The 23,890-nt window shown below is 70.3% G+C and carries 18 protein-coding genes; 17 read left to right on the top strand and 1 reads right to left on the bottom strand.

Annotation, left to right across the window (positions count from 1 at the left end; genetic code table 11):
- The 16 genes from FHX81_RS08440 to FHX81_RS08365 all read left to right on the top strand — a co-directional run bounded on the left by FHX81_RS08440 (nucleotide 1) and on the right by FHX81_RS08365 (nucleotide 21,457).
- Nucleotides 1–6,945: a type I polyketide synthase gene (locus tag FHX81_RS08440; protein WP_141976664.1), complete on the top strand. Its 6,945-nt coding sequence runs from the start codon at nucleotides 1–3 to the stop codon at nucleotides 6,943–6,945.
- Nucleotides 6,942–8,081: a ketoacyl-ACP synthase III family protein gene (locus tag FHX81_RS08435; RefSeq protein WP_141976662.1), complete on the top strand. Its 1,140-nt coding sequence runs from the start codon at nucleotides 6,942–6,944 to the stop codon at nucleotides 8,079–8,081. The genes FHX81_RS08440 and FHX81_RS08435 overlap by 4 nt, the downstream gene beginning before the upstream one ends.
- Nucleotides 8,078–9,199: a phosphonopyruvate decarboxylase gene (aepY, locus tag FHX81_RS08430; protein ID WP_141976660.1), complete on the top strand. Its 1,122-nt coding sequence runs from the start codon at nucleotides 8,078–8,080 to the stop codon at nucleotides 9,197–9,199. The genes FHX81_RS08435 and aepY overlap by 4 nt, the downstream gene beginning before the upstream one ends.
- Before the next feature lie 78 nt (nucleotides 9,200–9,277).
- Nucleotides 9,278–10,195, top strand: coding sequence for a phosphate/phosphite/phosphonate ABC transporter substrate-binding protein (locus FHX81_RS08425; RefSeq protein WP_141976658.1), 918 nt, complete (start codon nucleotides 9,278–9,280; stop codon nucleotides 10,193–10,195).
- Nucleotides 10,196–10,267: 72 nt separating this feature from the next.
- Nucleotides 10,268–11,074 carry a phosphonate ABC transporter ATP-binding protein gene (gene phnC, locus FHX81_RS08420; RefSeq protein WP_141976656.1) on the top strand — a complete coding sequence of 269 codons (807 nt, stop codon included), beginning with the start codon at nucleotides 10,268–10,270 and terminating at the stop codon, nucleotides 11,072–11,074.
- A 92-nt stretch (nucleotides 11,075–11,166) separates the two neighbouring features.
- Nucleotides 11,167–12,816 (top strand): phosphonate ABC transporter, permease protein PhnE, encoded by a 1,650-nt coding sequence (phnE, locus tag FHX81_RS08415; RefSeq protein ID WP_246107699.1) that lies wholly within the window; start codon nucleotides 11,167–11,169, stop codon nucleotides 12,814–12,816.
- A gap of 70 nt (nucleotides 12,817–12,886) precedes the next feature.
- The gene (locus FHX81_RS08410) at nucleotides 12,887–13,252 is read left to right on the top strand and encodes an ArsR/SmtB family transcription factor (RefSeq protein ID WP_141976653.1); all 366 of its coding nucleotides are present in this window, start codon (nucleotides 12,887–12,889) and stop codon (nucleotides 13,250–13,252) included.
- Between the two features lie 35 nt (nucleotides 13,253–13,287).
- Nucleotides 13,288–14,136, top strand: coding sequence for a permease (locus FHX81_RS08405; RefSeq protein ID WP_246107698.1), 849 nt, complete (start codon nucleotides 13,288–13,290; stop codon nucleotides 14,134–14,136).
- 44 nt (nucleotides 14,137–14,180) lie between these two features.
- On the top strand, nucleotides 14,181–14,678 hold the full coding sequence (locus FHX81_RS08400) for a hypothetical protein (protein ID WP_141976651.1): 498 nt from the start codon (nucleotides 14,181–14,183) through the stop codon (nucleotides 14,676–14,678).
- A gap of 339 nt (nucleotides 14,679–15,017) precedes the next feature.
- Entirely contained in the window at nucleotides 15,018–16,403 is a 1,386-nt protein-coding gene (locus tag FHX81_RS08395) for an MFS transporter (RefSeq protein ID WP_141976650.1), read from the top strand.
- Nucleotides 16,404–16,510: 107 nt separating this feature from the next.
- Nucleotides 16,511–17,323: a maleylpyruvate isomerase family mycothiol-dependent enzyme gene (locus tag FHX81_RS08390; protein ID WP_141976649.1), complete on the top strand. Its 813-nt coding sequence runs from the start codon at nucleotides 16,511–16,513 to the stop codon at nucleotides 17,321–17,323.
- Between the two features lie 17 nt (nucleotides 17,324–17,340).
- Nucleotides 17,341–18,498 (top strand): acyl-CoA dehydrogenase family protein, encoded by a 1,158-nt coding sequence (locus tag FHX81_RS08385; RefSeq protein WP_141976648.1) that lies wholly within the window; start codon nucleotides 17,341–17,343, stop codon nucleotides 18,496–18,498.
- Nucleotides 18,499–18,584: 86 nt separating this feature from the next.
- Nucleotides 18,585–18,947, top strand: coding sequence for an ArsR/SmtB family transcription factor (locus FHX81_RS08380; RefSeq protein ID WP_141976647.1), 363 nt, complete (start codon nucleotides 18,585–18,587; stop codon nucleotides 18,945–18,947).
- A 107-nt stretch (nucleotides 18,948–19,054) separates the two neighbouring features.
- A complete protein-coding gene (locus tag FHX81_RS08375; protein ID WP_141976646.1) occupies nucleotides 19,055–19,432 on the top strand; it encodes an ArsR/SmtB family transcription factor in 378 nt (125 codons plus the stop codon).
- Between the two features lie 127 nt (nucleotides 19,433–19,559).
- Entirely contained in the window at nucleotides 19,560–20,735 is a 1,176-nt protein-coding gene (locus tag FHX81_RS08370) for an MFS transporter (RefSeq protein WP_246107697.1), read from the top strand.
- Between the two features lie 32 nt (nucleotides 20,736–20,767).
- On the top strand, nucleotides 20,768–21,457 hold the full coding sequence (locus tag FHX81_RS08365; protein WP_141976645.1) for an arsenate reductase/protein-tyrosine-phosphatase family protein: 690 nt from the start codon (nucleotides 20,768–20,770) through the stop codon (nucleotides 21,455–21,457).
- Between the two features lie 88 nt (nucleotides 21,458–21,545).
- Here the strand turns inward: FHX81_RS08365 and FHX81_RS08360 are convergent, their stop codons facing one another.
- Nucleotides 21,546–22,871 (bottom strand): NAD(P)-binding domain-containing protein, encoded by a 1,326-nt coding sequence (locus tag FHX81_RS08360; protein WP_141976644.1) that lies wholly within the window; start codon nucleotides 22,869–22,871, stop codon nucleotides 21,546–21,548.
- Between the two features lie 96 nt (nucleotides 22,872–22,967).
- Here FHX81_RS08360 and FHX81_RS08355 point away from each other — a divergent pair, with 96 nt between their 5' ends.
- A complete protein-coding gene (locus tag FHX81_RS08355) occupies nucleotides 22,968–23,837 on the top strand; it encodes a helix-turn-helix domain-containing GNAT family N-acetyltransferase (protein WP_141976642.1) in 870 nt (289 codons plus the stop codon).
- Nucleotides 23,838–23,890: the final 53 nt, after the last annotated feature.

Raw genomic sequence — 23,890 nt, 5'->3', positions numbered from 1 at the left:
ATGAGGATCAAACCCGGGGCCGACACCGAGCACGTCACCGTCGGCGTCGCCACCCCGCAAGCCGAACCCATCGCCGTCATCGGCATGGCCGGGCGGTTCCCCGGTGCCCATGACCTCGACACCTATTGGGCGAACCTGTGCGCCGGTGTCGACGCCATCACCGAGATCCCGCCGGACCGGTACGACATCGACGCGATCTTCGAATCACCGCCTTCGTCGCCGGGGCGGACGAGCAGCCGCTGGGGCGGGTTCCTGGATCGGATCGACCAGTTCGACACCCGGTTCTTCGGAATCTCGCCTCGCGAGGCGTCGCGGATGGACCCGCAACAGCGGCTGCTCCTCGAGGTGGGGTACGAGGCGATCGAGGACGCCGGTCAGTCCGTGGACGACATCGCGGGGAGCAACGCGGGCACCTTCATCGGCCAGCTCGGCGGCGACTACTGGCACCTGCAGTACCGCACCCCGGAGCAGCTGGAGTTCTACGGCCTGACCGGCGCCGCCGCCAGGGCGATGACGTCCGGCAGGCTGGCGTTCGCCTTCGACCTGCGCGGGCCCAGCATGACCGTGGACACCGCCTGCTCCTCGTCCCTGACCGCCGTGCACCTGGCGGTGCAGACCATCCGGGCGGGTGAGTGCGAACTCGCGCTGGCGGGCGCGAGCAACCTGGTGCTGCTGCCGGAAGAGGGCACCGTCTACTCCGGGGCCAGGATGCTGGCCGATGACGGGCGCTGCAAGTTCGGCGACGCGTCGGCCGACGGGTTCGTCCGCAGCGACGGCGTCGGCATGGTGGTGCTCAAACCGCTCCGGCTGGCCCGTCGCGACGGTGACCGGGTGCGCGCGGTCATCCTCGGCAGTGCCGTGGGCAACGACGGTCAGAGCAGCGGCTACCTGGTCACCCCAGGCGTCGACGGTCAGCGGCGCGTGATCGAGCGGGCACATCGCCAAGCCGGGGTGGCCTCGGGCGACCTGGACTACCTCGAAGCACACGGAACCGGTACCAAGGTCGGCGACGCCGTCGAGCTCGAGGTGTTCGGATCCGTGCTGGGAAGCGGGCGACCGCTGGACCAACCGTGCCTGGTCGGTTCGGTCAAGACCAACATCGGCCATGCCGAGGCGGCGGCTGGCATGGCGGGTCTGATCAAGGCGATCCTGGTCCTCCAGCACGGCGTGGTGCCGCCCAACCTGCACCAGCACTCGCCCAACCCCGCCATCCCGTGGGACGCGTTGCCGATCCGGCTGCCGCGGGAGCTGGTCCCGCTGCCGGATCGGGGTCGTCCGCCCCTCGCCGGTGTGAGCAGCTTCGGCCTCACCGGGACCAACGCGCACGTGGTGCTGACCACCGACCACCCCGGCGTCGGTGAGCCCGCCGCCCCCGACGAGCCGGCGCCGGCCCTGTCCGCGCAACTGCTGACCCTGTCCGGCAACACCCCCGAGGCACGTGACGCCCTGGCGCGCTCCTACCTCGACTTCCTCGCCTCACCAACGGCCGACGCGCAGTGGTGGCGCAACGTCGCTCACAGCGCCGCGAGCCGCCGCACCCACCACGACAGCCGCTTGGCCGTCGTCGCCGACTCCCCGGCAGAGGCGGCCGCGGCGTTGCGCGACTTCCTCGACGCAGGAGCGGCACCGGGCGTGTCCGCCGGTGACTCCATCGACGAGGCCCGTCCCCGGATCGCGTTCGTCTTCCCCGGCCAAGGTTCCCAGTGGATCGGCATGGGCCGTGAACTGCTGGACACCGAACCGGTGTTCCTCGACGCCCTGCGCGGGTGCGACCAGGTCATCGCGGCCGAGAACGGCTGGTCGGTGATCGACCTGCTCCGCGGCCAGGACACCGACCGGTTCGCCGAACTCGACGTCATCCAACCCACGCTGTGGGCGATGGAGGTGGCCCTGGCGGCGTTGTGGCGCTCGTGGGGCATCGAGCCCGATGTGGTCCTGGGGCACAGCATGGGGGAGTCCGCGGCCGCCGTCGTCGCCGGCGCGCTCAGCCTGGCCGACGCCGGTGCCGTGATCTGCCGCCGCAGCCGCGTCGCCAAGCGCCGCAGCGGCCACGGCACCATGGCGTGGGTCGAGCTGTCCGCGACCGACGCCGCCCAGGCGATCGCCGGTCACGAGCACGAGGTGTCGATCGCGGCCGCCAACAGCCCGACGTCCACCCTGCTGTCCGGCGACCGGGAGGCGTTGGCCGCCATCCTCGCCGAGCTGGACCGACGTGAGGTGTTCAACCGCTGGATCAACGTCGACTTCGCCTCGCACGGCCCCCAGATGGACGAGATCCTCGACGACCTCCGGGCCGAGCTGGCCGGCATCAGGCCCCGCCCCGGCACGATCCCCATCCACTCGACCCTGCTCAACGACGTGGTCGACGGTTCGCAGCTGGACGCGCACTACTGGGCGCGCAACATCCGCGAACCCGTCGACTTCGTCGGATCGGTCACCGCCGAACTGGCAGCCGGCCCGATCGTGTTCATCGAGGTCAGCCCCCACCCCGTACTGGTCAGCTCCATCGACACGACCATCCGCGCGGTCGGTGGAGAGGGCGCTGCCGCTCCGTCACTGCGTCGCGAGGAGCGGGAACGCGCGACCATGCTCGCCACGCTCGGCGTGCTGTACACCCGCGGCGTGCGCATCGACTGGGCCGCGGTCACCGGCGGCGGCCATTTCGTCGACCTGCCGCGCTACCCGTGGCAGCGCGACTCCTACTGGTTCGAGCCCCGTGACGCCGAGCCCGTCCCCCGCAGTGCACCGGCCGCCAAGGCACCGGCGGTACCGGCTTCCCCGACGGCCTCTCCGCCATCGGCCGTCCACGTCCGGCACCCACTGCTGGGCGCGGAAGTCTCCGCGCCGCACGGGGTGCGCGCGTGGGAGGGCAGCGTCGACCTGGCGGACCACCCGTACCTCGCCGACCACCAGGTCCAGGGCGTCGCGGTGTTCCCCGGCACCGGTTACGTCGAGCTGGCGGCCGCCGCGGCCCGCGAAGTCCTCGGCGACGTGCCGGTGGCCGTCGGTGAGGTGACCTACCGCGAGGCGATCTTCCTGGATCGCTCCCAGCCCACGTCGATCCGAACCACACTCGACACGATCGGTGCACGGCTCCAACTCCGCGTCCACAGCCGCGCCGGTGAAGACGGGCCGTGGACGCTCAACGGTGAAGCCGTCATCGACCGGACCGCGCCGACGCCCCCGGCGCGGACCGCGGACGTCGCCGCTCTCCGGGCCCGCTGTTCACGCCACCAGGACGCCGAGGAGTTCTACGCCCGGCACGCGGCACGGGGGAACCAGTGGATCGGGTCGTTCCGGGGTGTGCGCGAGGTGTGGATCGGGCGGGACGAGGCTCTCGCCGCGCTGAGCGCGCCGCACGCCTTGCTGGCCGCGTTCGAGCGGCACCGCTTCCACCCGGCGCTGCTCGACGCCGCCGCGCACATGCTGGTCGCCGCCCGTCCTGACGTGGTCGAAGGAGAGGACGGAGCGTTCGTCCTCGGCGGCATCGACCGCGTGCTGCTCCACCGCGGGCCCGGCACCGACCTGTGGAGCCACGCGGTGCTGCGGCCGGAAGCACGCGCCGATTCCTTCACCGGCGACATCCGCGTCTTCGACACCACAGGTGCCCTCGTCGCGGAGCTGCTCGGCCTGCGGCTGCAGTACCTGCTCGGCACAGCCCCCGCACCGCTGACCGCGCAGGCGACCCGACCCGCCCAACCGGCCGATCGCCGACGGTCGCCGCACGAGCCGGCGACGCACGGCGCTTGGCTCCACGACCTGACGTGGATCCCCGTCGCCCGCTCGGTGGCGACGGGGACACCGGCGTCGAGCGGGGCGTGGTTGGTTCTCACCGACAGCGGGCCGGTCGGCCGGGCGGTGGTCCAGCGACTGCGCGACCGAGGTCGGCGGGTCTTCGTCGCGACGGCGGCCGCCACGCGCGCCACGGCGGGCACCGACCGCTACCGGGTCGACCCCGGTTCGCGTGACGACCTGCTGTACCTCCTGCGCGAGGTGGGCGCCGAGGCGCGGATCGACGGGATCGTGCACCTGTGGAGCCTGGACGCCACCCCACCGCACGACGCGGTGGACGCCGAGGTGCAACGCGCACAGCTCCTTGCCTGCCACAGCGTGGCCGCCCTCGTGCAAGCCCTCGACGCCGCCGCTCCGGCGAACGACCCGAGGCTGTGGATGGTGACGGGGTCCGCCCAGGCGGTCCTGCCGACGGACCGGGTCCACACCCCCTTCCAGGCCACCACGTGGGGGTTGGGCCGCACTCTCGCCGCGGAGCACCCCGCATCGAGGCCCAGCCTCATCGACCTCGACCGCCAACCGGCCAGCCTGCGATCAGCCGTCGAGCACATGCTGCGCGACGACGAGGAAGACCAGGTGGCGTTCCGCGACGGAACCCTCTTCGCCGCTCGTCTCGTCCGACGCGCGCCTGATCGGTCACCGACACCGGTGACCGCGCCCGAAGTCGGCGAGATCGCGATCAGCGTCACCCACGTCGGTCTGGCGTCAATGGACTCACCGGCGGGCACACCACCGGTCCCGGTCGAGGCGGCGGTGCACGACGTGGTCGGTGTCGTCGAACAGGTCGGCCCGGAGGTGCGGGACTTCCGGATCGGTGACCAGGTCGTCACCCTGGCCGAAGGAGCGCTCACGGGACGCGTCGTCGTGCCCGCCGCGATCGCGGCCCACAAGCCGGACGGGCTCAGCGGTGCCGAGGCGGCCACCATCCCGCACGCGTTCCTCTCCGCGCACCATGCCCTCGTCACGCTGGCCGGGCTCGAACCCGACGAGCACGTGGTGGTCCACCACGCCGATGGCCACACCGGTACCGCGGTGGCGCAGATCGCCCGGGCTCTGGCGGCCGAGGTGCACGCGATCACGGCGAATGCGGACGCCGGCCCCGGGAACACCTACGACGCCGTGCTCACCGCTTCGGCGGGCGAGGGCGCCGACGTCGTCGTCCAACCACCGCACGGCCCGTCGCTCCGGGAGTCCCTGCCGGTGCTGGCCCCGGCCGGCCGGTACGTCGCCTTCGGACGATCCGGCTCGGCCATGGAGCCGGAGGTGTTCGAGCGCAACCTGTCCATCCACGCCGTCGACATCGACGCGCTGCTCCGACGCAGGCCCGCCCGACTGGGGCATTCCTTGCGCCAGGTGTGCCTGATGTTCGACCAGGGGTTGCTGCGTCCGCTCCCGCACCGGCTGCTGACCGACGTGACCGCTGCGCACCTCGCCGGCTCCCAGCGGGCGACCGCCAAGGTGGTCGTGGAACTCCGGGAGCAGCAGCGGCCGAGCAGCGGCACGGCACCCCACGAGCGCACCGCCCCACCGTTGCGATCCGACGGCACGTACCTGATCACCGGTGGACTGGGCGGGATCGGAGCCCGTCTGGCCGGGTGGCTGGTCGACAACGGCGCCCGGCACCTCCTGCTGACCGGCCGCACGCAGTTGCCCCCGGTGGACACGTGGGACCGCCTGGACGAGCACGACCCGCGCACCGCCGGCACAGCAGTGCTGAGCGACCTGGCCTCACGAGGAGCGGACGTCGAGTACGCCGCCGTGGACGTCGCCGACGTCGATGCCATGCGCGTGGTCCTCGACGAGCGGGCGAGGTCGGGGCTGCCCACGTTGCGTGGTGTGTTCCACGCCGCGGGCTCGGTGGACTACACCCCGGTCCGAGACCTGCGGCCCGAGGACATCACCTCGGTGACCCGGTCGAAGGTCGACGGCGGATGGGCGCTGCACCAGCTCACCCGTGAGCGGGAACTCGACCACTTCGTGCTGTTCTCCTCCGCCGCGGCGATCCTCGGCTCACCGCTGCTGGGCAGCTACGCCGCAGGCAACGCCTTCCTCGACGCCCTTGCTCACCAGCGGATGAAGGACGGACTGCCCGCGACCGCGGTCAACTGGGGCTTCTGGAGCACGGTCGGCATGATGGCCCGCAAGGAGCGGGAGGACCACCGGGTCGTCCTCCCGCGAGGGATGGCCAAGTTCAGCCCTGATGAGGCGTTCGAGATCCTCGGCGACCTGCTCGATGCCGCCGACGCCCCGGTGGGCACGGTCGTGCTGCCGGTGGAGTGGCAGGAGTGGGCACGCAGCTACCCGCGAGCCGCCTCGGCGCCACTGCTGCGCCTCGTGCTCGGCAACCAGCCGGCGAACACACCCGCGCCGCGCGTCGACGTGCCCTCCGTCCGGCTCGCCGCGATGCCGGGAGCACGCGTCGTCACCGGGACGCCGGAGCCCCCGCCCGTCACGGCCACACCACCCGCCGCCGTCGTCACGGTCGTCGAACAACCCACCTCGGACCTGCCCATCGCGTCGGAAGCCGTGCAGCAGCGCCTGGTCGCATTGGCCGCGGAGGTGTTGGGGTTGCGGGCTGATCGGGTTTCGGCGGGTACGGCGTTGAAGAAGATGGGGATGGATTCGTTGATGGCGATGGAGTTCCGGACGCGGATCGAGCGGGAGTTCGGGGTGAAGATCCCGCCGGCGAAGCTGCTCAGCGGCGGATCCATCACCAGGATCGGCCAGATACTCGGCGAGCTCGGGGTCTCGGACGCCTCGTCCGCCGAACCCACGCCGGCGGGGACTCCTGCGCACACGACCGCGCCCGATCCCGATCCGAAGCCGGTTGCCGTCACCACGGTGGTCACACCGCCCGCAGTCGTCGCCGTCATCCCGAACCCGGTCGTCGATGCCGACGTCCAGCAGCGCCTGATCGGTCTGGCCGCGGATGTCCTGGGGTTGCGGGCTGACCGGGTTTCGGCGGGTACGGCGTTGAAGAAGATGGGGATGGATTCGTTGATGGCGATGGAGTTCCGGACGCGGATCGAGCGGGAGTTCGGGGTGAAGATCCCGCCGGCGAAGCTGCTCAGCGGCGGATCCATCACCAAGATCGCCGAGATCGTCGACGAGCAGTCGTCCACGATGTCGCTTCCGGGAGGGCAGGCACGGTGAAAACACCCGGCATCTACGTCTCCGGCCTCGGCGCGGTCATACCGGGGATCATGGACGCCCGTGACGCCGTCGAGCTCGGGCTCTACGACCCCGAGGACTACGAGTGGTTCGGGTGGACCGGTGCGGCGGTCGCGGGGGACACCCCCGCACCGGACCTGGCGGTGCGGGCGGCGCGACAGGCCGTGCAGCGCTCCGGACACAGCGGCGCGGACATCGACGTGCACCTGCACGCCTACAGCTGGGCCCAGGGCCCCATCGGGTGGTCACCACACCACTACATCCTGCGCCACATCACCGACCGGGACGTGCCGTCACTGCTGTTCTGGCAGGCGTGCAGCGGTGTGGTCGGGTCGTTGGAGGTCGCCGCCTCGTACCTCATGGCGGTTCAGGAGCGCAGGGTCGCCGTGGTCACCGGGGCCGACAACGTCGGCGTGCCGAACTTCAACCGGTGGGCGTTCGGCCTGCAGAACGGCGTGATCGGTGACGGCGCGAGTGCGGTCGTGCTGTCGAAGAACGGCGGCTTCGCCAGACTGCTCTCGATCAGGTCCGGGTCCACCTCCGACCTGGAACACCTGTACCGCGGCAACGAGCCGGTCTTCCCGCCTTCGCACGACAACAGCCGGCAGGTCGACTTCCGCGAGCGCATGGCGTCCTTCGGCGACGACACGGACACCAGCGTCGAGAAGGTGATCAGTCGCCAGGGTGAGCTCCGTGCCGAACTGGCGCTGTCCGCTCTCGCGGAAGCCGGCCTCGGTCCGGGTGACGTGAGCCGGGTGACCCACGTGTTCACCGGCCAGGAGAGCTATCTCAAGGTCATCCTCGACCCCATGGGGTTGCGCCCGGAGCAAGGACTGCTGGAGTTCGGCCGCCAGTTCGGGCACATGACCGTCAACGACCAGATCGTCGGCTTGGAGCACCTCGTCGTGACCCGGCAGGTGGGACCGGGGGACAACGTGCTGATGGTCGCCCACGGGGGAGGCACGTCGATCACCTGCGCGGTGGTCCGCATCCTGCACCAGCCCGACTGGGCTGACGGCAGGGCCACGACACCACCACCGGTGGCACCGAGCACCCCGGCGCCGCACGTCAACCGCGTGCGCCTGACACCGCCGCACAGCCGAGGAGGAGCGCGGTGATCACCGCGGAGAAGTTCTGCGACGCTCTCGACGCCCGGGGGTTCACCGCCGCGAGCGGCGTGCCGTGCTCGTTCTTCGGCGGACCGATCGCCCTGCTCGGCCAGACCCCTGGGCGTTACGTCGCGGCCGCGAACGAGGGAGCCGCGCTGGCCACCGCGGCAGGTGTCGCGCTCGCCGGTGGCCGCGCGTACGTGATGATCCAGAACTCGGGGCTGGGCAACCTGGTCAACCCCCTGACCTCCCTGGTCATGGTGTACCGGATCCCGGTGTTGACGTTCGTGAGCTTGCGCGGCTTCCCCGACCCGGACGATGACGAGCCGCAACACGCCATCATGGGACCGGCCACCGCGCCGCTGCTGGACGCGCTGGGGGCACCGCACCAGACGTTGCACGCGGGCGACGGACCAGCCGAGTTCGACCGGCTGCTCGACCACGCCCTGGCCTCGATGAACCAGGGGCAGTCGCCCTTCGTGCTGGTGGAGAAGGGCTCCGTCGGCAAGGTGACCGCACGCACCCCCGTCAACCCGGACCGCATCGACAGCGCGGACGCCATCAGGGCGGTGGTCGCGCTCGCGGGCGACAGCCCGATCGTGGCGACCACCGGTTACACCGGCCGTGAGCTGTTCGGCGTCGACGACCGGCCGGCCAACTTCTACATGCAAGGTTCCATGGGGCACGCGTCCTCGATCGCGTTGGGCATCACGACGACCGATCCGGACCAGGAGGTGATCGTCCTGGACGGTGACGGGGCGGCTCTGATGCACCTCGGGACCCTCTCCGTCATCGGGCACCGGCGTCCGGCGAGGCTGATCCACGTCGTATTGGACAACGGCATCCACGAGTCGACCGGTGGACAACCCACGACCGCGTCCACCACCGAGCTGGACGGGGTGGCGCTGGCGTGCGGGTACACCTCGGCGTCGCGCTGCGATGGCGTCCAGGCGCTTGAGCAGCGCATCGCCGCCGCCCGTCAGACCCCTGGACCGCACCTCCTGGTCGTCCCCACGCGGCCGCGCACGGGTCCCATGGCCCCGCGCGCCACCTCGGCCCACACGTCGACCGGCATCCGTGACCGCTTCAGCGCAGCCCTCGCCGCACACCGGACCGCCCAGGTCTGACCGGCACCCACCCGCCGCCGGCCGGGCTCGATCGGCTCGACGACCGTCCCCGGCAATGAAGAGAGAAGAGCGACCACGATGTTCAGCCACACCACGCTGTCGCGGCGCATCGCCGCGGCCGCGGCCGCCGCAGTGACTGCGCTGGGCCTGACCGCCTGCGGCGAGAGCGCCGCGAACAACAACGCCGCCACCGACCCCGAGACCATCGTGTTCGGCGTCATCCCGTACGAGAACGCCAACTCGATGGCGCAGCTGTGGCAGCCCGTCATCGACGTGCTCGAGCGGGAGACGGGCAAGACCATCGACTTCCAGGTGGTCACCGACTACGCGGCGCTCATCGAGGGCCAGCGGGCGAAGACCGTCCACCTGGCCATGTACGGCCCCCTGTCCTACGTCCTGGCCAAGGACTCCGGGGTCGGGATCGTGCCGGTCGCCTCCGAGGCCTATGCGCAGGGCGAACCGAGCTACAAGTCCTACCTGGTCACCAAGGTCGGCAGCGGCATCGAGCGGCTGGAGGACCTGCGGGGCAAGCAGATCTGCTTCGTCGACCCGAACTCGACCTCGGGCTACCTCTACCCCCTCGGCGCGCTGGCCGGGAAGGGGCTCAAGGAGAAGGTCGACTACAGCCACAAGTACGCGGGTGGGCACGACGCCTCGATGCTCGCGGTGCGCGACGGGGACTGCGACGCGGGCGCCGTCCGCGACACCCTGTTCGACAAGGTCCTGCCGGAGCAGGGCGAGATCAACCCCGCCGACTACGAGAAGATCTGGACGTCGGAGCCGATCGTGAACTCGCCGATGGCCATGATCGACACGCTCAGCCCGGACCTCCAGGAGAAGATCGTCGACGCCATCACGACCGAGGCGAACGCCACCGCCCTCGGTGTCGACGCAGTGGCGGGGTTCTGGGGTTTCATGCCGACCACGGACGAGTTCTACAACCCGATCCGGGAGATCTGCCGCACCACCCAGGCCGAGATCTGCAAGACCGGTTGAGCCCGACGCCCCGAGCAACCACTGCCCGACCGCCGTGAGCACGCCGCTCGCCGCCGATCAGTCGAGGACGACATGACAGCCTCTCCGCCGCCGTCGGAGTCCGTCATCCGGTTCCAGCAGGTCACCAAGCGCTTCGATCCCGACGTGACCGCGCTGGACCGCATCAGCCTGGAAGTCGCGCCGGGTGAGGTCGTGGTCCTGCTCGGCCTGTCGGGCTCGGGCAAGTCCACCTTGCTCCGGCACGTCGACGGCCTGCACCGGCCGACATCGGGCGCCGTCACCGTGCTGGGCACCGACGTCGGGCGGGCCAGACCCCGTGAGCTGCGGCTGCTGCGACGCCGGGTCGGCTTCATCTTCCAGCAGTTCAACCTCGTCGGCAGGCTCACCGTGCTGGAGAACGTCTGCACCGGCGCGTTGGGGCGCCTGCGCGGGCCCAGGCTGGGACTGCGCAGCTACCCCAGGGCACTGCGCCACGAAGCGATCGACCACCTGGATCGCGTGGGACTGGCCGACCAGGTGTTCCAGCGAGCCGACACGTTGTCCGGCGGGCAACAGCAGCGCGTCGCCGTCGCCAGGGCCCTGATGCAGCGCCCCGAGATCCTCCTCGCCGACGAACCGGTCGCATCGCTCGACCCCGAATCGGCCCGCACGGTGATGCAGTTGATCCGCGACATCGCCGAGGAACAGCGCCTGACCGTCATGTGCAGCCTGCACCAGGTCGAGATGGCGCTGTCCTGGGCCGACCGGATCGTCGGCCTTCGCCTGGGTGAGGTGGTCATGGAGGCGTCCACGGGGGCGTTGGACGCCTCGTCGGTGATGAGCGTCTACGAGAAGGTCAGCGCTCCGATGGCACCCGTGACCGCGGGCGAGCGCTTATGAGCACCGGAACCCCCACCCGCCCTCCCGCGACGCGATCGGGGGGAGGCCCGCCGCCGCGGCCCGCCGCACCACCCCTGCCACGGCCGCGCGGCGTGCTGACCGCGGTCCTCCTGGTCGGCTTGCCGGCGGCCGGGATCTGGTCGCTGGTGGACCTGCGCGTCAACGTCGCCACTCTGATCGACGGCTACGCCAACGGCGTGCGCTTCGTGCAGCGGATCTGGCCGCTGGAACCGCCACCGCTGGACGAGGTGCTGCGCCACGTCGGCCTGACCTTGTCGGCGGTGGTGCTGGCCACCGTCCTCTCGGTGTGCCTGAGCATCCCCTTGGCCTTCTGGGCCGCGTCGAACACCAAGAGGGGCGAGGGCAGCCGGCTGGCGGCTCGCAGCGTGATCGTCGCGGCCCGGGCGGTGCCCGACCTCGTCATGGCGATCGTGTTCGTGCGGCTGTTCGGCCTCGGCGTGCTGCCGGGGGTGCTCGCCATGGGCCTGCACTCCATCGGCATGGTGGGCAAGCTCTACGCCGACGCCGTCGAGCAGATCGACGAAGGTCCCCGCGAGGCGCTTCGAGCCGCCGGGGCAGGTCGCGCTCAGCAGTTGCTGGCCGGCGTCCTCCCGCAGGTGCTCCCGGCTTTCGTGGCCGTGGCGCTGCACCGCTTGGACATCAACATCCGGGTCTCGGCGATCCTCGGGTACGTCGGAGTGCTCGGGGTCGGCATGGAGATGTCCCACGCGTTCGCCCGGCTGGACTTCGGCCTGGGCATCTCCTGGGCACTGATCCTCGTGGTGCTGTGCGTCGTGGTCGAGTTGTTGTCCACGGCCCTTCGCCGAGCGCTGCTCGGCGACTCCGCCGAGTTCGACCGCCACAACCGGCACACGCTCGTGTCGGTGGTGCGTCGGCGGGTAGCACGTGCAGAACCCGACCGGCCGCGCGCGACAGCCGCGCGGGGGAGCGCGGCACCCGTGCGTGTCACCCCCGGGTGGACTGCGCGCCGGTTGTTGCGCACGGCCTACTGGGCGGTGTTCGCCGCTGGGCTGGTGTGGGCGGTGCAGGCCAGCGGGGTGCTCGCGAGCGGTCTGAGCGGGGGCGTCGGGGGAGCGGTTCGCACCGTCGGGTTGTTCTGGCCGCCCGGTGCCGCGGGTGTGCTGCCGCAGTTGGTGGAGGCCATGGTCGTGACCGTCCAGATCGCACTCGGGGCCACGCTCATCGGCGCCGTGCTCGCCCTGCCGGTCGGGTCGATGGCGGCGCGCAACGTCGCACCCAATCGGTGGGTCTACCTGATCTGCCGCGGCTTCGTGCTGGCTGTGCGCGGCTTGCCCGAGCTGGTCCTGGCCATCGTGCTGGTCGTCATCGTCGGTCTCGGGCCCGTGGCGGGAACGCTCGCCTTGGGCGTCGGCGCGATCGGCCTGCTGGGCAAGTTGGTCGCGGACTCCCTGGAGGAAGTCGACCCCGGACCACGGGACGCACTGCGCGCGTCCGGAGCTTCCCGTCTGCAGACCTACTTCACCGCCATCCTGCCGCTGAGCGCGCCGGCGATCGTCGGGCACGTCCTGTACCAGCTCGACGTCAACGTCCGTGCCGCCACGTTGCTGGGCATCGTGGGAGGCGGCGGGATCGGCTACATGCTGCTCCAAGCCACCCGAACGCGTGAGTACGAGGTCGTGACGCTGATCATGCTCATCACGTTCGGCGTCGTCCTGGTCGTGGAAGGCCTGGCGATGCTCCTGCGCAGACTGCTCCGCTGACCACAGCCGGCGCTGCTGATCAGCGTCGATGCAATTGACAACAGTCTTCGCTGTTGATAGGAATGGATGTATGGAAGAAGGCTTGGAGGTGCTGCTGCCCTCGAGACAGCTGACCAACCAGGAGAAGGCGCGGCTGCTGGTGCCGATGTTCAAGGCGCTGGCCGACGAGAACCGGATGACCCTCGCCCTGCTCCTGGCCGAGCGCCCGCACACCGTCAAGGAGCTGCAGGAAGCCACCGGCATGAGCCAGACGCTGGTCAGCCACCACCTCGCACCGCTGCGCGAGCAGCGGCTGGTCAACGTCGAGGCGCGCGGCCGGTCCAACGTCTACTCGCTGTGCTGTGAGCAGCTGGGTGCGCCGGTGCAGTGGTTGGCCACGCTGGCGGGGATGACCGAGCTCAACCCCGGCTGCTGCGGAACGGGGGTCGATCCGTGAGCGAGGCGTTACGGGTCACGCTGACCTTCGCCGCGTTGGCCGCCGAGCTCATCGCCCTGTTCCTCCTGGTTTCCATGGCGGTGGTGCTGCTCAACCGCAAGCTCGGCGAGAAGCGCCTGCAGTCCTGGCTCGCCGGTGGCACGTTCATGGCACCGCTCAAGGGCATCGCGCTCGGCGCGCTCACGCCGTTCTGCTCGTGCTCGACACTGCCCATGCTGCTCGGCATGCTGAAGGCGGGTGCGCCCTTCTCCGCGGCCGCCGCCTTCTTGATCTCGTCGCCGCTGCTCGACCCGATCATCCTCGGGGTCGTCGCGCTGCTGTTCGGCTGGAAGATCATGGTCGGTTACGCGGCCGTCACGTTCGTCACCACACTGCTCCTCGCCCTGCTGTGGGACAGGCTCGGGCTGGCCCAGGACGTCAAGCGCGTCCGCGTCGCCGGATCGGGTGAGCACGAGGAGCCCTGGCGCGGTTTCAAGCCGGAACTCCGCCCGGCGTGGGAGCAGACCAAGTCCGGCATGAAGCCCCTGCTCCTGCCGTTGTTCATCGGACTCTCGGTCGGTGCCCTGGTCTACGGGTTCGTGCCCGAGTCGTTCCTCCTCGACGTCGCCGGTCCGGGCAGCTTCTGGGCCGTGCCCATCGCGGCGGTCGTGGGCATCCCGCTCTACGTCCGCACGGAGTCGGCCCTTCCCGTCGGGTTGGCGCTCACCTCGGCGGGCATGGGGATCGGACCGGTCTTCGCCCTCATCATCGGCGGGGCCGGCGCGAGCATCCCGGAAGTCAGCATGCTCACGGCCGTCTTCAAGCCCCGACTGGTCGCGACTTTCGTCGGATCGATTCTGGCGGTCGCGATCACGGGTGGATTCCTGATTCCTTTGTTCGCCTGATCAAATCTAGGACGGAGAAAACGATGGCTACCAGCGGAGGCTTCTTGAAGCGCCTCTTCGGCGGAGGGAAGCAGGACGGCGCGGTCGGCAGTTGCTGTGGTGTCGTCAACATCGTTCCCGACGAGGACCTGCTCGAGGACGACGCCCGGGAAAAGGTCGAGTCGAAGGCGCCCGCACCCGCCGCGCAGGATCCGGCCTCGGCCGCGGGTGGTCCCGAAGTCCTCGTCATCACCGGAAGCTGCTGCAGCCCGATGGCCAAGCCGTTCGACGAGCGGGCGCTGCGCGCGGCGCAGGACGTGATCGCCGAGACCGGCGCGCCCGCCACCTTCCGCACCATCTCGGCCACGGCGGGCATGAACGGCGCGCTGTCGAAGGAGGTGCTCGACGACCTGACCGAGCGTCAGCGCAACGACGGCCTGCAGCTGCCGGTGCTCATGGTCGGCGGCGAGGTGATCGCCGGTGGCCTGATCAAGCCCGAACACGTCCGGGAGGGCCTGGTGAAGGCCGGTGCCCTTGCCCAGGACCAGCCAGTGGGCAACTGAGCGGATTCGCGGCTCCGCTGCCGCCGGACCGGTGCGGGTGTCGCCGGTCCGGCGCCCCCTGCGGATGTCCGGCCGAGTGCCGTCCGGAACTCGGCGGAAGCAGTCGATTCATCGAAGACGACGTTCTCATTCTTCACAGAAGGCGCACGGGTTATCCCGCGTGCCTGTTCGACGTATCCACGATCGGACTTTTCCCGATCGTCTGGAAATTTCTGGTACGGCTTGACAGGTAAAGTCACAGCTGTCACGGTTCGCAATGTGGCTTCAGCAAACGAACCGACTCCGGTAACCGAATCCGTGAATGCCGGCGTCGCCGGCGATCAGCGTTGGTCCGCGAAGATGTGGGCGCTGCTCGCTGTTCTTTGTCTCGCGCTCTTCCTCGACGGGCTCGACTACACGATGGCCGCCGTGAGCCTGCCGTCGATCGGCAGCGAACTCGGGATGTCCACCGCGGAACTGCAGTGGATCATGAACGGGTACATCCTCGGGTTCGGCGGGTTCCTGCTCCTCGGCGGTCGCACCGCCGACCTGCTGGGCAGGCGCAACGTCTTCCTGGTCGCCCTCGCCGTGTTCGCCGTCGCCTCCCTGCTGGGTGGTCTGGTCGACGACAGCCTCCTGCTGATCGTGACCCGGTTCATCAAGGGCGTCGCCGCCGCGTTCACCGCGCCGACCGGCTTGTCGATCATCACGACGACCTTCGCCGAAGGGCGTCAACGCAACCGCGCCCTGTCGATCTACACCGTCTTCGGTGCCAGCGGCTTCTCGTCCGGTCTGATCTTCGGCGGGCTGATGACCGGGATCGACTGGCGTTGGACCTTCCTGTTCCCCGTCCCGATCGCGCTGGTGGCGCTGATCGTGGGCATCGCCCTCGTGCCCAAGGACAGGCCCGCCGCATCCGGGGGTTACGACTTCCTGGGCGCCGTGACGCTGACCGGTGCGATGCTGATGCTCGTCTACACCGTGGTCACCGCTCCCGAGATCGGCTGGCTGCACGTCAAGACGCTGGTCGGGTTCGCCGTCGCCGTCGTGCTGCTCGCGGTCTTCGTCGTCGTCGAGCGGAAGATCCAGTACCCGCTGGTGCGGTTGGGCATCCTCGCCAACGGCGCACTGGTCCGGGCCAACCTCAGCTTCATCGCCCTGCTCGGTTCGTACGCGGCGTTCCAGTTCGTCGTGACGCTGTACTTCCAGCGGTCGTTGGCCTGGTCCCCGTTGGAAATGGCGCTCGCGGTGCTACCCGTGGGCATGCTCGTCGTCCTCGCCGCCCCGTACGCCGGGAAGCTGATCGGTCGCTACGGCACGCCTCCGGTCATCATCGGCGGCCTGCTGTCGCTGTCGCTGGGCCAACTCCTCTTCCTGCGCCTGGACAGCACCCCGAACTACATCCTCGACATCCTGCCCACCACGATCCTCGTGGGCATCGGCTTCGCGCTGACGTTCCCCTCGGCCAGCGTGCAGGCCACCGCGGGCGTGGCCGACCACGAGCAAGGCCTGGCCGCCGGGTTGCTCCAGACCTCCGGCCAGGTGGGCTCCGCGATCGTGCTGGCCGTGACCACCGCCATCATCGCCAGCTCCGGTTCCTCGGACCCGGCGTCCGTCGAGGCGTCGGCAGACGTCGTGCTGGCGCAGTTCCGGCCAGGACTGATCTTCGGCACCGTGATCGCCCTGGTCGGTTTGGCGGTCACCCTGGTGGCTCTGCTGCGAGCGCGATCCCGAGCGACCCGGTGATCGGCCACGGCGGCGACACGAACCGGTAGCACCGATTCCGACCAGGCGGGGTGTGCCTCCCCCAAGCGCACCCCGCCATCCCCACCAGTCGAGAACAGGAGCACGACGTGAGCTGGAACTTCCTGGAGCCCGCGAGCCGCGGCAACCTCGACATGGTGTGGCGACGCGAAGCCGACGGCCTGCTGGAGCTGGTGTCGGACCCCGCGTTGTGGGACGACCCGACCGCGGCGGGCCACTGGCGGGTCCGGGAGGTGGTCGCGCACCTCATCCACAACACCGAGGCCTACCTGCACAGCTTCCACCTGACCACGGTCGACGAGGAACCCGAGCCCCTGCTGTCCGTGCGGGACATGGCGAAGAACATGGACGCCGGAGCGCAGGCCCTGAGCGGGTTACCGCGCCAGGAGCTGATCGACCGGCTCCAAGGGGTCCTGAACTCCATGCTCGCCGTGACGGCGGAGCTCAGCGACAAGGACTGGACCGACCTGCTGGTACCGCACTGGTACATGGGACCGGTACCGGCTTCGTTCTTCCCGATCTGCCAGGCGCTCGAGTACATCGTGCACGGTTGGGACGTGCGCAAGGCCGTGCCGGGCATCCGACCGCTCGACGGTGAGGCGGCCGACCTGCTCGTGCCCCTGTGCTTCCTGATGTGGCCCAACACGAGCGACTTGGACGGGGTGAAGGAGCCCTTCGAGATCGGCGTCCGGGTGCTCGGCGGAGCCAACGCCGGTGACACCGTCGGCAAGGTGCGCCCGGAGGGCATCGAGTTCGTCCCGGGCGACCTGTCCGGCCTCACGGTCATCGAGTTCGACCCGGCAGGTCTGGTGCTCACCGCGTTCGGCAGGGCGGACGCGGGCACCGTGCGCGGCAGTCGAGACCTCGCCGAGAAGTTCCTCAACCTCTTCTTCCGCTTCTGACCCGGCAGGAGAGTCCCATGCCGAGCGACGTCCTGGACCGGATCCGCGACTACGTGCGGGATGAGCTGCTGGACCACCAGGACCAGCTCGACTCGATCGCGGAGATGCCCCTTGCCCGGCAGGTGAGGTTGCACCAGCTCGGACTGGCGAACTGGTGGCTGCCCAAGGACGCCGGCGGCTCGGGCTTGACCCTGGAAGACAGCGTGGACGTCGTTTCGGAGCTGTCCTACGGCGATGCGGGCACGGCCTTCACCCAGTTCATCTCCATCCTCGGCACCACCATGGTGTCGCTGTACGGCAGCCAGGCGTTGCAGGACCGGTACCTGTCGGCGATGGCCGCCACCGGTGGGTTCTGCGCGACGCTCGGCAGTGAGAAGGAGGCGGGCAGCAACCTGGCCGAGATCACCACGACGGTTCGTCGTGCGGGCGGCCACCTGGTGCTGGACGGTCTGAAGTACTTCTCGACGAACACGGCGTTCGCCCAGTTCCTCGTCGTGATCGCCCGCTCCGCCGACGTTCCCGACGAACACCTGGCCGTCGTGGTCCCCGCGGACACGCCGGGCATCCGCATCCTCAAGCGCTGGGAGATGCAGGGCCTGCGTTCCTCGGGCACCTATGAGGTAGCGCTCGACAACTGCCGGGTACCAGCGGACCACGCGCTCGTCGGACCGGGGTTGCGCCTGTTGGAAGTCGCGCTCAACGCCAGCCGGATCCTCATCGCGACCACCGCGGTCGGCGTGTCGCGGCGCATCCGCGACCTGTGCATGGACTACGCCGAGGAGAAGTCCTTGTACGGCGGCGTCCTCGCCGATCACCCGGTGTTCGCCGGGAAGCTCGGCCAGATCGAGATGCGGATCGAGGTGATGCTCAACCAGTGCAAAGCCGCCGCCCGGGAGTTCGACGCGTTGGTCGAAGGTCCGGCGGCCGCCGAGACGCTGGTGAGGAGGGGAACGCTGCGCTCGGCCCTGGCGGCCAAGATGTACTGCGGGCAAGCCGGTTGGGAGAACGCCACGGTCGGCTCCGAGGTGTTCGGCGGCTTCGGCTACACCCGGGAGTCGTTGATCGGCAAGCTGGTGCGGGACATCCGGTACGTGTCCATCGTCGAAGGAGGCGACGACGTCCTGCGGGAGCTGCTGTACAACCGCTACGTCGTCCCGGTGCCCAAACGCCTTTGACGGACGGCTGTGGTTCCGCGGCTTGTATCGACATCGATCAATCCAGCTCGTATGGTGAGGGCATGGGGACCTCTCGGGGTGTGGAGATGGACCGAATCGCCGTCGACGTGACCCGGCCGGTGGACGGAGCCGCCCCGGACCTCGTGAACCGCGCTGACGCCGCCGAACTGGCGGGCCTCTGCCACGCCCTGTCCGACCCCGACCGGCTGCGACTGGTCAGCGTCATCGCGGCCGCCGAGGACGGCTGGATCTGCGAGTGCCGCCTGCGCGACCAGGCGGGTGTCTCCGAAGACGCCCTCGTCCGGCACTTGGCCGTTCTGCGGGATGCCGGACTGGTGAAGGCGGAGACCCGTGCACCGTGGGAGTGGTTCGCGCTGCGGGAGGACCGCTTGGACGCGATCAAGTCGATGCTCGTGCTGTCGGGGACCCGCGATGCCGAGTTAGGCTGACGTCGCGCCGGACCGCATGGCGTGGGCCGTCCGGCAGGCGGGGCGCGTCCTTCCTCGTCGGATGGCATCATGGCAGCCTCCGCACGTGTCAGGCCCGGACGAGTGAGGTGGTAAAGCTGGCCTCCGTGTACTCCGGGCCTGCCTTCCTTGACCCGGCCGATGCCCAGGCCGCGGCGACGTTGTTCAAAGCGCTCGCCGATCCCGTCCGCATCCAGGTCGTGGCCATGGTGCGCAGGGCGGAAGGTGGCGAGATCACCTTCAACGACTTGGCGGACGAGTTCGACATGCCGCAGTCGTCACTCAGCCATCACCTGAACATCCTCGTCAAAGCCGGTGTCCTCAAGCGCGAGCGACGCGGCACGTGGAGCCACTACAAGGTCGAAACCGGGCCTTGGGCGTTCATCGAGCACCTGTTGCGCACCGGGGGACCGCTGGCCGTCGCGCCCAGCCGACGCCGCCGCAGCCACCCGCCCGACTGCCCTTGAACCCGCCGTCGAACCGTAGCGAGGCCCTTTCCCCGACGAACGTGGTGCACACGAACGAGTGGTCGACGAAGGTCGTCCAGCGGTGACCGGTCGTGCGGCCGGCTCGGCCGGAGGTGATTCCGCCGGCTTGGGACGAGTCCTCGTGTCGCTGTGCGTCACCCAGGTCACCAGTTGGGGAGTGCTCGTCTACGCCTTCCCGATCATGGCTCCACGGATCAGCTCGTCCACCGGGTGGCACCCGACGGCGGTGATCGCGGGATTCTCCCTGTCGCAGCTCACGTCCGCGCTCGCGGGGGTAGTGGTGGGACGGGTCCTGGACAGGCGCGGGCCGCGCCTGGTGATGACCTCCGGCTCGCTGCTCGGGGTGTTCGCCACGATCGGGATGGCGCTCGCGCCGTCGTTGCCGGTGTACCTGGTGATGTGGTTCCTGATCGGCGTGTCGACGAGCGCGGTGCTCTACCAGCCGGCGTTCGCCGCGATCACGCGGTGGTACGGATCCGCCCGCGTGCGGGCCCTGACGACCGTGACGTTGATCGGTGGCCTGGCCGGCACGGTGTTCGCCCCGCTCACGGCGGCGTTGCTCGCGAACCTCGACTGGCGGCGGAGCTACATCGTGCTCGCCTGCGTGCTCGCCGCGGTCACCGTGCCGCTGCACGTCTGGGGCTTGCGGCGGCCCTGGTCACCGGCGCCGGTCGTGGACGACGTCGTCGGGGGAGAGCCGGACGATCCGCGGCGCATCGCCCGGAGCGGGGCGTTCGTCATGCTCGTCGTCGCCATGAGCCTCGGTGGTTTCGCCGTCCATGCGGTGGTGGTCGCTTCGGTGCCGCTCTTCGCCGAACGCGGTATGTCGACGACGGTGGCCGCGTGGGCGCTGGGATTGGGAGGTGTCGGACAAGTCCTCAGCCGGCTCGGCTACGCGCGCCTCGCCAACCGCACCACGCCCCGCACCCGTACCGCGGGGATCCTGCTCGCGGCGGCGATCACCACCGCGCTGTTCGCGTTCGTGCCGGGACCCGTAGCCCTGCTGATGGGGATCGCGATGCTCGCCGGTGCGGCGCGTGGCGTGTTCACCCTCCTGCACGCCACCGCGATCACCGACCGTTGGGGCGCTGCCCACTACGGACGCCTCAGCGGCCTCCTGTCCGCGCCGTTGATCTTCACCGGGGCGTTGGCCCCCTGGGTGGCCACCGCGCTCGCCGGGGTTCTGGGGGGCTACCCGATCGTGTTCGGCTTCCTGGCCCTCCTGGCGGGCGGGGCAGCGGTGCTGTCACTCGCCGCCACGCCGTCGCGCCGGGTTCGTTGACGTGGACGCGCGGAATCAAGAAGCTTGACTGGATGACCGCCGATCTGCCGCCCGACCTCGTCGCCCGAGCGCAACTGCACCACGCGCTCGGTGAGCCGATCCGATTAGCCATCGCCGAACACCTGCTCCTGGGTGACGCCTCACCGAGCGAGATCGGCGCGAGGTTGGACCTGCCCAGCAACCTGCTGGCGCACCACGTGAAGATCCTGGAGCAAGCCGGCGTCGTCGAACGACTGCGCTCGGAAGGCGACCGCCGCCGGACCTACCTCAAGCTCAGCGACGCGGGAACCGCGGCAGGACTGCGCGCGGGCACCGTGCGTGCCGACCGGGTGGTGTTCGTCTGCGCCCGCAACTCGGCCCGGTCCCAACTGGCCGCGCGGCTCTGGCAACGCTACAACCGGGTGCCCGCGACCTCGGCGGGCGCTCATCCCTCCCGTCGCATTCACCCTCTTGCGGTCGCGGCGGCACGCAGCCGTGACCTGTCCCTGGAGAACGCGTCGGTGCACAGCCTGGACGAGGTCATCCGACCGGAGGACTTCGTGGTCGTGGTCTGCGACAACTCCCATGAGGAACTCGCCGACGCGCTGCCCGAGAGGTTGCACTGGTCGGTGCGGGATCCGGTCCGCGTCGGCACCGAGGAGGCGTTCGACTCGGCGGTCCGCGACCTGCAAGACCGCGTCCAGCGGTTGGCCCGAGTCGTCGAACCCCGCAAACCGACCTGATCGCCGCGACAGGCGCTCACCGCTACCGCGACGGCCAGGTGCGGAGCGCCGTCGTCCGACGCTCCGCCGGCCGTGCGTCGGGCGGTCGTCAAGCCCGCTTGCCCGGTGCCACCAGGTCCAGCACAGCCGGGGCAGGAGCGCAGCAGCCACCGGTCGACGCTGCGGGCCGAGCGTCGAACAGGTCGGAGCCACCGCACACGCCCGTCTCGGGCAGGGTCAGCTCGACCTTGCCCGCGGCCTCGCGGTCGCCGGCGATGTCCGCGGCCACGCTGCGGACCTGCTCGTACCCGGTCAGCGCGAGGAACGTCGGTGCGCGGCCGTAGCTCTTCATGCCGACGAGGTAGACGTTCGGCTCGGGCTGGCGCAGCTCATCGGCGCCGTGCGGGTACACGGTGCCGCAGGAGTGGACGTTCGGGTCGATCAGCGGAGCGAGCGCGGTCGGCGCCTGCAACACCGGGTCCAGCTCCAGACGGACCTCCGAGAGCCAGCTCAGGTCCGGGCGGAACCCGGTCAGGACGACGACCTCGTCAACCGGTCCCAGGCGGTGGCCGTCCTGCGACTCCAGCACCAGACGACCGCCTGGGTCGCGTTCCACGAGGCTGGTGCGGAAACCGGTGACGACTTCCACGTGGCCGGCCTCGACCGCCGCCTTGGCCTTGAGGCCGAGCGCGCCGCGGGCGGGGAGCTGGTCGGACTGACCGCCGCCGAAGACGTTGCCGACCGCGCCGCGGCGCAGCAGCCACGTGATGTGCGTGCCGGGGTGCCGTTCGGCCAGGCCCGCCAGTGCCACCAACGCGGTGAGCGCGGAGTGGCCACTGCCGGCGACGGCGATCCTCCGACCCGCGTACCGCGCGGTTTCGACGGACAGGTCGGGGACCCGGTAGCTGATCCGATCGGCGGCCGATCGCTCACCGATGGCCGGAAGGCCGTCACCTCCCAGCGGGTTGGGGGTGCTCCAGGTGCGGGAAGCGTCGATCAGCGCGCGAGCCGTGATGCGCTCTTCGCTGCCCGAGGTCTCGACGTGCACGGTCAGCGGCTCACTGTCGCGGCCCGCGTCGACGATGCGGTCACGGCCTCGGCGTGCCACACCCACGACCCGCGTGCCGAACCGGACGTGCTCGCCCAACGCGTCGGCCAGGGGCGCCAGGTACTGCGAGGCCCACTCGGCGCCGGTGGGGTAGGCCTCGGCCTCGGGCGCCGTCCAGCCGGACCGCTCCAGCAGGCGGCGTGCGGCCGGGTCGACCAGCTCCGACCACCGCGAGAACAACCGGACGTGATGCCACCGCGCCACAGCCGCCCCCGCTTGGGGACCGGCTTCCGGCACCAGCGGCCGCAGCCCGCGTTCCAGCAGCTGCGCCGCTGCTGCCAAGCCCACTGGACCCGCGCCCACCACGACTACCGGGAGCTCCTCCACGACCAGGTCTTTTCATCGATATTTCTCGATCAATTACTCGAATGTAGCAAGGGGCGTCGATTGACGCAACCATCGAGAACCATCGATAATCGCATCATGACGACGATGCTGCCCGCGGTGGGCCTCGCGCCCGAGGACGCCTCGACCTACGCCGAGTGGTTCGCCTGCCTGGCCGACCCGACCCGCGTGCGCCTGCTGCACACCGTCGCCACCCACCCCGGCGAGCTCACCGTGGGCGCGCTGACCGAGGCCGTCGGCATCAGCCAGTCGACCTGCTCGCACCACCTGCGCAAACTCGCCGACGTGGGGTTCGTCCGGCTGCGCAAGGAGGGCACCGCGACCCTGGTCTCGGTCAACCGGGCGTGCTGCACGGGCCTGCCGCACGCCGCCGACGCCATCATGGGCACCATCGTCACCAAGCCGTGCTGCCCGACCGACCTGCCCGCCGACGTCACCGTCCGCGCCCTGACCGAGGACGACTGGCCCGACGTGCGCCGGATCTACGCCGAGGGCATCGCCACCGGCGACGCCACCTTCGAGACGGAGACCCCCAGTCGCCGCACGCTGGAGTCGAAGTGGCTGCCCGGGCACCGCTGGGTCGCCGTGGTCGACGGCCGGGTCGCGGGCTGGACCGCCGCCACGCCCGTGTCGACCCGGGAGTGCTACTCCGGCGTGGCCGAGACCTCGGTCTACGTCGGCGACGGCTTCCGCGGCCGGGGCGTGGGCAAGTCCCTGCTCCACCGCCAGGTCACCGCCGCCGACCAGAGCGGGCTGTGGACGTTGCAGACCGCGATCTTCCCGGAGAACCGCGCCGGTATCTCTCTGCACCACTCGGCCGGCTACCGCACCGTCGGCGTTCGCGAGCGCATCGCTCAGCACCACGGCGTGTGGCGCGACACGGTCATGCTGGAACGCCGCGCCGGCTCCCCGTCCGTCCTCACAACGCCCGACCGCGCCACCTGCTGAACGCGGAACGAGCGGGCGGTCTCCCGGGAAGACAGTGGGCGAAGCTCACCTGT

Source organism: Saccharothrix saharensis (genome assembly GCF_006716745.1).
GTDB classification, from domain to species: domain Bacteria; phylum Actinomycetota; class Actinomycetes; order Mycobacteriales; family Pseudonocardiaceae; genus Actinosynnema; species Actinosynnema saharense.
Note: the sequence above shows the minus strand (reverse complement) of the source record. Positions and strands in the feature narration are given on the sequence as shown.

Excerpts from the sequence above, each read along its gene's own strand:
- FHX81_RS08380 (WP_141976647.1), top strand. The coding sequence starts at position 18,585 with ATGGACCGAATCGCCGTCGACGTGACCCGGCCGGTGGACGGAGCCGCC.
- FHX81_RS08365 (WP_141976645.1), top strand. The coding sequence starts at position 20,768 with ATGACCGCCGATCTGCCGCCCGACCTCGTCGCCCGAGCGCAACTGCAC.
- FHX81_RS08395 (WP_141976650.1), top strand. The coding sequence starts at position 15,018 with ATGTGGGCGCTGCTCGCTGTTCTTTGTCTCGCGCTCTTCCTCGACGGG.
- FHX81_RS08440 (WP_141976664.1), top strand. The coding sequence starts at position 1 with ATGAGGATCAAACCCGGGGCCGACACCGAGCACGTCACCGTCGGCGTC.
- FHX81_RS08385 (WP_141976648.1), top strand. The coding sequence starts at position 17,341 with ATGCCGAGCGACGTCCTGGACCGGATCCGCGACTACGTGCGGGATGAG.
- FHX81_RS08410 (WP_141976653.1), top strand. The coding sequence starts at position 12,887 with ATGGAAGAAGGCTTGGAGGTGCTGCTGCCCTCGAGACAGCTGACCAAC.
- FHX81_RS08425 (WP_141976658.1), top strand. The coding sequence starts at position 9,278 with ATGTTCAGCCACACCACGCTGTCGCGGCGCATCGCCGCGGCCGCGGCC.
- phnC (WP_141976656.1), top strand. The coding sequence starts at position 10,268 with ATGACAGCCTCTCCGCCGCCGTCGGAGTCCGTCATCCGGTTCCAGCAG.
- FHX81_RS08355 (WP_141976642.1), top strand. The coding sequence starts at position 22,968 with ATGACGACGATGCTGCCCGCGGTGGGCCTCGCGCCCGAGGACGCCTCG.